The following is a 6,550-nucleotide window of genomic DNA, read 5'->3' as shown; positions in this document are numbered from 1 at the left end:
TTTTTAATTCCCCGTAAGCGTCCGATGTTAGTATTAATGGGTTCTTTGCACTAAAACGCACTAAGACTACCCAATCTACCAAGAGTCAATGAAATGACCTTGGATTTGCATATTAAAATTCCTAAAATAGCAACATTTTGCTAAGTTTGATGTTGTTTTGGTTGCCACTTAGCCATTTTTGGCGCTACTGGGCTGTGTTTATTTATTCCTTATTCGACTGATAGGTGTCATATGGTCAAGAGAGCAAACACCCTTTCAGGTTGTAAGCAAAAATCATCAACATACCCCCTTGATTTCAAACCAGGCCTGAATACCGAGATACCCCGTGCCACAGCGTGGTTTTATGACACCGCACACCCGCTCAATAACTCTGCGAATGCCAAAATCGACATGATTCGCATATTGAGTGTTTTGCTTAATGGCGTATTTTAGTAAGCGCATTTAAGTAAGGTTGGCATAGCTGGCTTCAGGATAGCCTGTATAGATGCACTCCTCACCAATTAGCAAGGTCGTCAGGCGTTGTAAATTGTGAGTATCGCTTATAGTTCGGCAGATCAAAGCAATTATTGAAATCATTTATTTTGTCTTGTTATTAATAATGGGCGCCACTTCGTACCAATAAGCCATGGCTCACAACACACCGTATTGAATAGATAAGGCAGTATTAATCACGAAAAAATTGCCATATAGCGATATGGCATACGTCTTACATACTACCACCAAATGCTTACAAAATTATTACACAACAGCCAGGCTTTAGCATACGAAAAGAGAACCCTCACACAATTAACCTCAGGCATTTCATGAACGCAACAAGGATAAGTGACAATTGAGGGAGAGGTTGCTTTAGACGTTATCAATAATTGGCTTTAGCTTAAAAGTTTTGGGTACCTATAGACTCGACACGAATTATTCATGAACTTTAAGCCATGAATCTCGTATCATTGCGCATGGAAAAGGAAGATGCCCGCAAGCAGCGCGAGAAGTGCTGCACGAGAGACGCAAACAAGTCATCAGAATGCACCGTAAGAGGATGCCGGTGATGCAGCTTGTTGAGCACAGTGGGCTCAGTTGGTCCGCTGTGAACGCTGCGATCACGCGCTATTTGACTATTGCGTATTGAACCCCAAACCCGCCACCTGTTCTACTGCAAAGTCGGCCAGTAGTTGGCATAGGTGAATTATGATTATTGTTGAAATCATTAGCATTGTTAGAAGACGTGTCTGGAAAGCCCAACGACGCATCTATTTACGCCGTAAATCTAAACATTATTTCTGAATGTATTTGAGGTCAAACACAGCAAACAAGCGCTCAAAATGATATTGCCGATACAGCAATAGGCTTCATCATCTTGAACATGGTAGATTGCCTTGGAAGGATGAGGAATAAAGCTTTTCTGCTTGCAAGGCGTGAAAGGGTTCTTCACTGTTTAGTTAACCACACTTGCATTATAGTTACATGCCTGGTATCATGTAACCCAACATACAACCAGTGGAGCTAGCATCATGCCATCAATTCACGAATCAAAAGTAGCGCGGCACCGAGAGCGAATGCGCGCGGCGGGGCTACGGCCTGTCCAGTTTTGGGTGCCAGACACTCGCTCGCCTGAGTTCACGGCGCAAGTGCGCATGCAGTGCCAAAGCCTGAAGGGCGATCCAGCAGAAGCTGAGGCTTTGCGCTTCACCGAAGAGGCAGCATCGCACGTTGAGGGTTGGGAGTGATACAGCGAGGCGACCTCGTGACAGTTTCATTGCAAGGTGACTACGGTAAACCACGGCCAGCATTGATCATTCAATCAAACCTGCTAACCGAACTGGAAAGCGTCGTGCTGTGTCCAGTGACAAGCGATCTGCGCAATGCCGCGTTTCGTGTCACTGTAGAACCGAATCCAGCTAACGGGCTGCGCGTGCTATCGCAAGTCATGGTGGACAAGCTCTCGACGCTGCCGCGTGCCAAAATCAGCGAGCCGATTGGCCGCCTTGATGATGAGCGGATGAAAGCGATAGATAGAGTGCTCCTGTTGGTCGTCGGCGTTATTTGACGCCAACGACAAGATAGTGGCTGGTGACACGACTGATTGCAGTTAAGCTAAGGCGAATCATTTGAAACAAGTGGAGGGTTTAGATTGTAATAGCTGGCGGTTTTGAGATTGGAATCAGTGGTGGGTTTGGTATTGGAATCAATGGTGGGTTTGGGGTGTAATATGCACTAATTCACGGATAAATCAGGCCGGATCAATAAACAAAGCCGTACGCAACTAAGCGCTGATACTGATTAGACTAATATGGCACACAAGCAGGAGTGCTTGCCGAAATTCAGACCCGTGCTAAGTAATTTAGCAAGATTTACAAAAATCAGCTTGAAACGATCGTACCCAGATTAACCGTACTAAACTTAACAGAAAAAGAGCTACCCCATCAACTTGGAATTCCGGCAAATGCCAACAAGGACTGGAGTTTTCTGTCTTGTTTGAGGGTGGCAGTTCTAATTCCCGCATTATGTCTCTCCGCAGCCATCTGCGCATAGTCCACTAGCAAATTTAATAACCAAAGAGGGGGTTTTCCTTGCGTAATCGAAACACGTCTTGCGATATTCAGCAGTAGTGGCGCATACCGAATGAAAAGATCATCATCAAGACTAACCATCGCCTCTACCGTTCCTGGCTGACCTTGACGAGCGCTACGTCCAAACAATTGGCGATCGACTCTGGCCGACTCGTGGAACTCTGTCAAAATAACATGCAACCCGCCTATTTTGACTACCTCATCCGAAGGTTTGATATCAGTTCCACGCCCCGCCATATTTGTTGCAATCGTAATTCTCCCAGACTGCCCAGCCTGCGCCACAATTTCAGCTTCTTCGCGATCATTCCGGGCATTCAAAACAGCATGAACGATTCCCCGCTCATGAAAACGCGCGCTTAAGTTTTCGGAGGCTTCCACTGATCGGGTACCAATCAAGATTGCAGTTCCTATTTGACTAAGTTCGATGGCACGTTTGACTACCGCTTGCCAGCGTTCTTCCGCCGTAATGGAAAACTGATTAGCCAATCGCTCTCGTCTACTGGGTACATGCGTAGGAACCGTATAAACTTCCAGATCATATACACGCTTTAATTCAGGCATTACTTCAGCGGCAGTTCCTGTCATGCCGCATAGCAAAAGATAGCGTCCCAAAAATCGCTGGTAGGTCATACGCGACAAAGTTTTACGTTGCCCTGTGATCTCGCAACCTTCCTTCGCCTCGATTATCTGATGTAAACCACTTTCCCAAGAACGATCTGGCATCACACGCCCAGAAAATTCGTCAACGATTTCAACTTTCCCATCCTGAACAATATAGTGCTGATCGCGCCGATAACACCACAATGCTGTCAATGCCTTTTGCAGCAACTCATGCCGCCACAATGCGGATGTCCACACCCCAGTCAATCCTGCACTAAGTTCACGCATATACTGCTCACCCTGAGAAGTAACCCACACTTCATGATGCCCTGAAATATTGAAGTGCTCACCTCGCACCAATCGCCGAGCAAGATCAAGCGCTGTATGATAAAGCAAAGCCGCATGCTCATCGTTCACCGTTTCAGAAATAATCAGTGGAGTACGCGCCTCGTCTATTAGAATACTATCCGCCTCATCAACAATAGCCACATGTAAACCACGCATTATCAAGCTTGGCTGCTGTCCAGAGCCATATAAACGCCGCAAGTGGTAATGGGTTGCCAGCGCCGCCCCTGTAGCAATACGGTCTTTGAGATAATCGAAAACAACTTCCTTATTGGACACATAAACCACATCACATGCATATTCCGCACGCCTCTGCCCCGGTGACAATCCCTGTATGACCACACCTACCCGCAAATTAAAAAAGTTGTAAAGCGGCAAATTCAGCTTAGCATCACGCTCTGCTAGATAATCGTTAACCGTAATAACATGCACGCTTGCACCTGCCGCAGCTGCGGTGCATGCCGCCAACGTTGCAACCAGCGTCTTACCCTCGCCCGTATTCATTTCAGCGATCATACCCTGCAGCAATACCCATCCGCCGACCAACTGCACATCATGATGCCGCATGCCAATGGTGCGCAATGAGGCTTCGCGTACTGCTGCAAATGCCCGAGCCAATAATTTATCAGCAAATCCTTGCTGCCGCATTTCAATACAAGTGCTATTCAAGCTAGCAACTAGTTCCTGGTCATCAAGCACATGCATTTCCGCTTCAACAGCATTCGCTTCTGCAATAAATTTACGAAGACGTTTTGTGCGTGATTTCAGTTTGGGGATACGCGCAGATAATGCACGCAAATATTCCTCAAAAACCGGTTCCCTATCACGCGTACGCTCCAGATACACGCCATCAGAAACCTTAAGCGAACGTCCTTTTATCAAAGCCGCTACATTAGACATGGAATCTACTCAGGAATAACTGCCTTAATCGACGATGCAGTTGGCTGAACAGTGGTTCACTAAGATGATCGAATCTCACATATACGCGCCCGCCGAAAGCATTGGGGGTCGCTTTAAGCGGCAAACTAAGATCAACAAAAAACAACCTGTCTATGGTTTTAAGACCTTTACTGTCGTTTGGATCAACAGGAATTTGACCACCACCATTCGGACTCAACGCGGCAGTTGGCAGCTCATCTAAAGCACTGGGAATTTCACGTAGTATCGACACGGGGTAAGTGTCCGAAATAGCATCAGCAAAACGTAGTTCCACCCCCTTTAATCGAGTTCGGACCAGATCGATATTGTCCTGAGCAACGGCGACACGAGCAACCAGCAAACTCTTATCCATTAAATAGCCTAACAACTCACCTTTTTTAAAATATTGACCGGCCATATCTTGCGATTTTGGAACAGTCAGAACCCCATCAACATTACTATAAACAATCAAATGTCCATAACGCTCTTTAATTTGCTCCAAGGCATGTTGTTCGTACTGCAACTGCTGGAATAAGACACTGGCCTGAACCGGATTATCAAATTGTTCGACGCTGTATCTAGCCTCAGCTTCGGCCACTTTAGCGCGAGCCACCGCTAACTCACTGTCCAGTTGCGGATTAACCATCATCAAGAGCGCAGTACCTTTGCTAACCTGAGTACCTGGGTCAACCAACCAACGCTTAAATGATCCATTCACACCTGCACGCACCAATGCTTGTTCAGGCAACCACACTACCCCTTCAGTTTGGGTATAAAGCGGTAAGGGAACAAAGAAACCAAACAACAGAATAACCACAACAAAAATCACGGACAATCTAATCGCACGTGTCCGATGTCGATGCAATGTCGAGCTTTTCAATACATGTTTAACAGACTTCCAGATGGGCATCAGAAACAAACCAATAGCTGCCATGATTGCCAGCAGGACGCCAAAGATAAAAAACTCACCCTCAATAAAAAGAATGATGGATACCGTTACAAATATACGATATATCCACGAAATTATCGTATAGCCGGCCAACCAACGTTTTTCAGAGGGCGATTCGTCTGGTGATGTAAGCTCCTTTGCACCAAACAAGTAACGATCCGACCAGTAGGTCAGATAACGCTGTCCTCGTTGCCCCAAGTTTGGTATCTCAATCAAGTCCGACAAGATATAATAACCATCGTAACGCAACAATGGATTACCGTTGACAATAACTGTAGAGACGCCAGCGATAAGCATTACGTTAAATGCTACAGCCCTCACCACACCCGATTCAACCAACACCCATAGATACATTGCAAGTGCGGCCAGGAATACCTCAGCTAGCATCCCTGCGGCGCCGACAACAATGCGCCGTTGTTTAGATCGAAATGTTGAAGCTGCAGAGGCGTCAACATATGGCACCGGCTGAAAGATCAAAAACATCAGACCCATTTCATGAACCGAGCCTCCCCATACTTTGGTTGCGAAGCCATGTCCAAGCTCATGAAAGGCTTTGACAATCGGAAAAACAAACGCCAGAACCAGTAAATTGCTGGTTGACAGTACGTGATCGGATAAATTAAGCGTTAACTCACTCCAATTCTGCCCTGCAAGAAGTATGGCAGGCAACACCACGGCCAGCCAAAGTAACGCACCTTTTCTGGTGAATATCCAACCTAATCGATGGGCCCACCTTGTCAAAAACTCATCGGGATTAATCAACGGGATACGCAAACTCGTTGGTTGAGTGATCCATTGCTTCCATTTAAGTTGTTTACGTTTAGTGTAACGCTCAAATAACTCTGCGCTATCAGGAGTAATATCACACTGTAGCAGGTCATTCGAATGCAACTGCATCAACAACTCTACCACTTCATCCTGAGTCGGAATTGCGTCACCACCCGCACGGCAAGCATCGTCCCATAAATTCTGGACCGTAAGCACACCATCCATACGACTGACTAATCCATATGCCCCTGGTGACAAACGATGGTAGCGCCCACCCGTCGAATCTTGCAAAACAAACCATTGCTGACCGCGATAGATGTGAGGATGAAATCGTGCATGCGACAACAGACGAGGCCTTAATTCCGCTGCGTTATGCCATGATTGACTAAAAACAGAACGACTCATT

The 6,550-nt window shown here is 46.3% G+C and carries 4 protein-coding genes and 1 pseudogene; 3 read left to right on the top strand and 2 right to left on the bottom strand.

What is annotated here, in order from left to right; genetic code table 11:
- Positions 1 to 950: 950 nt before the first annotated feature.
- From SFSGTM_RS07790 to SFSGTM_RS07780, 3 genes and pseudogenes are all read left to right on the top strand, one after another.
- Positions 951 to 1,096: pseudogene (locus tag SFSGTM_RS07790) on the top strand (IS630 family transposase); the annotation flags it as partial.
- 409 nt (positions 1,097 to 1,505) lie between these two features.
- Positions 1,506 to 1,721 (top strand): antitoxin MazE family protein, encoded by a 216-nt coding sequence (locus SFSGTM_RS07785; RefSeq protein WP_162084665.1) that lies wholly within the window; start codon positions 1,506 to 1,508, stop codon positions 1,719 to 1,721.
- Entirely contained in the window at positions 1,718 to 2,041 is a 324-nt protein-coding gene (locus SFSGTM_RS07780) for a type II toxin-antitoxin system PemK/MazF family toxin (RefSeq protein WP_174237404.1), read from the top strand. The genes SFSGTM_RS07785 and SFSGTM_RS07780 overlap by 4 nt, the downstream gene beginning before the upstream one ends.
- Positions 2,042 to 2,417: 376 nt before the next feature.
- On the opposite strand, the gene SFSGTM_RS07775 is transcribed toward SFSGTM_RS07780, so the two are convergent.
- Together SFSGTM_RS07775 and SFSGTM_RS07770 are read right to left on the bottom strand one after the other, a co-directional pair.
- The gene (locus tag SFSGTM_RS07775) at positions 2,418 to 4,409 is read right to left on the bottom strand and encodes a preprotein translocase subunit SecA (RefSeq protein ID WP_162084664.1); all 1,992 of its coding nucleotides are present in this window, start codon (positions 4,407 to 4,409) and stop codon (positions 2,418 to 2,420) included.
- The gene (locus SFSGTM_RS07770) at positions 4,402 to 6,549 is read right to left on the bottom strand and encodes a peptidase M50 (protein WP_162084663.1); all 2,148 of its coding nucleotides are present in this window, start codon (positions 6,547 to 6,549) and stop codon (positions 4,402 to 4,404) included. Before SFSGTM_RS07770 ends, SFSGTM_RS07775 begins: the two co-directional genes overlap by 8 nt.
- Position 6,550 lies beyond the last annotated feature (1 nt).

This window comes from Sulfuriferula nivalis, from assembly GCF_009937995.1.
Taxonomy (GTDB): Bacteria; Pseudomonadota; Gammaproteobacteria; order Burkholderiales; family Sulfuriferulaceae; genus Sulfuriferula; species Sulfuriferula nivalis.
This window is presented reverse-complemented; position numbering and strand designations above follow the sequence as displayed.